Annotated in this window: 1 protein-coding gene; it reads left to right on the forward strand. The window is 35.7% G+C overall.

Going from position 1 to position 2,608, the window contains the following annotated elements; all coding sequences use genetic code 11:
- The first annotated feature begins 703 nt into the window (after positions 1-703).
- Entirely contained in the window at positions 704-2,509 is a 1,806-nt protein-coding gene (ltrA, locus tag ACP3VS_RS24055; protein ID WP_012291752.1) for a group II intron reverse transcriptase/maturase, read from the forward strand.
- Positions 2,510-2,608 lie beyond the last annotated feature (99 nt).

Below are 2,608 nucleotides of genomic sequence, written 5' to 3' on the forward strand. Positions count from 1 at the left end.
TGTTCAGTGTGCGAAACGTTTCCCTATAAATGTATATACATGAAATGGGAGGGCTGTCACTACAGTCACAACTGATTAACCAAAATTCGGAATGAAAGCCGTCATGTTGAGCTGAAACGAATTATCTGATACTCCTACATGCATGAAATGGTAATAGACAAGACATGTATGAAGCTAGGTGAAGTCGGCTGAAAAGTACCTAAGTCGCTAAGAAAGGATATGGTTCTCGATAGGTCGGGATGCTACAAAATGTCTATGGTGAGAATGCCCTTCAGGGCTGACAAACTTGCGAATGTAAGGGTCTAGACAATTACTATGATTGAAAAACATAGTCTGGTTTATTCAGAGTTAAACACCGAAAAGTAAGATTGCTGAATATGAACTTCGGGATATTCGACAAGGAGAATATAGTTTAACAGGCTTATAGCAAGCACCTAAGGATATATATGGAAAGCTAGGTTAATCGGAACGTTGTAAGCAAGGAACATCCATTTAACGACTATTATCGGGATGGTGGACATAAGGTATATGCCGAAATTTCTTTATCCTTGTGAAAGTAGGGGTACAGTACCAATGAAGCGAGTAACGACCGCAGAGGGATAACCCCAAGTCTTGTTCTTTGAAAACTAAATCAACTAAATGAAACTCACAAGGTCGAGTAAGATGATGGGACTTTTCTTATGAAAGGGGTAACACACCATCGGTGAGTACAACACTACGACATGCAGAATATTATGATATGCAAAGTATATTTGACGACCTTTACGAAAGAAGTAAGAATAATGCAACTAAAGGTTTAAATTTATACGAACATATCATATCTAAAAATAATATTCTACTAGCTTATCGGAATATTAAGGCTAACACAGGTTCAAAAACTGCTGGTACAGATGGTATCACCATAGAGCAATATAAAATAGAAGATGTAGAAACATTTGTGGACGAAATAAGAGCAACATTAAAGAACTACAAACCTCAAACGGTCAGAAGGGTAGAGATACCAAAACCAAATGGGAAAACTAGACCACTAGGGATTCCGACCATGAGAGATAGACTTATACAACAAATGTTTAAACAAATACTAGAACCAATCTGTGAAGCTAGATTTTACAACCATTCATATGGTTTTAGACCAAATAGGTCAACTCATCATGCAATGGGGAGATGCCAATTCCTTGCTAATATTGCATTAAATCAACATGTAGTAGACATAGATATACAAGGCTTCTTTGATAATGTCAGTCACTCAAAACTGCTGAAACAAATGTACAGTATAGGAATTTGTGACAAAAGGGTATTAAGTGTAGTATCAAAAATGCTAAAAGCCCCTATAAAAGGTATAGGTATCCCAACCAAAGGAACTCCGCAAGGAGGGATTCTCTCACCTCTTCTATCCAATATTGTATTGAACGATTTGGATTGGTGGATAAGCAATCAATGGGAAAACATGAAAACTAAATTCAACTATAAAGAAAGAAAAAACAAAGTTTTAATGATAAAGAGAACAACCACCTTAAAGGAAATGTATATCGTGAGATATGCAGATGACTTTAAGATATTTACAAAGTCCCATAAAAACGCCATTAAACTTTATCACGCAGTTAAGGGCTACCTCAAGAATCACTTAAATCTTGACATATCTAACGAAAAATCGAAGATTACAAACTTGCGTAAAAGAGCATCCGAATTTCTCGGATTCTCACTCAAAGTAATCAAAAAAGGAAAGAGATATGTAGCCAATACACACGTTATGGATGATAAAGTGAAAACAATTCTGCAAAAAGCCAGAAAGTTAATTCATGAAATCAAAAAAAATCCGACAGCTAAAATGGCTATGAATTATAACGCATATGTTCTTGGAATCAAAAACTACTACAAGATAGCAACGCATGTGAACACTGACTTCTCTGAAATAGCCTATCGGCTTTCTCGAACTTTATACAATCGACTCAAATCTATTGGGAATTACGGGATACCTATTAAACCCTCAGAAACATATAAAAGGTTTAACAAAAATAATTTCAAGACATTTGAAATAGAAAATATTCACCTTTTCCCCATAGCGGATATAAAAACTGTGAACAGTACAAATTTTAGTCAAGATTTATGCAACTATACGAAAGAAGGAAGACTAAAGCTACATAAACAGCTAAAGAACGATGTAGCTATTGAAATAAACAGACTATTAAAAACAATCTCCTATAACGATAACCTTGAGTACGCTGATAATCGAATTTCAAGATACTCCATGCAATCAGGGAAATGTGCGATAACAGGAGACTTCTTAGTAGCAGAAGAAGTCCATTGTCATCACAGAATCCCTCGCTATATGGGAGGTTCAGATGAATTCAAGAATCTCGTAATAGTGCATAGTAATGTTCACAAATTAATCCATGCTACAGAAACAGAAACGATTGAACGATATAAGAGCCTTCTCCAATTGGATGGTAAACAATTGGAGAAATTAAACCAATTTCGTAAGAAATGTAATTTAGTTGCTTTAGTCTAAAAGGATAAGATGGAACGCCTAATGCGGTGAAAGCTGCACGTTGGGTGTGGAGCAGGGGAAAAGATGGAGATAACTTCAAAGTTTTACCTATTGCTATAA

The sequence above is a fragment of the Lysinibacillus sp. VIII_CA genome, assembly GCF_049943995.1.
Taxonomy (GTDB): domain Bacteria; phylum Bacillota; class Bacilli; order Bacillales_A; family Planococcaceae; genus Lysinibacillus; species Lysinibacillus pinottii.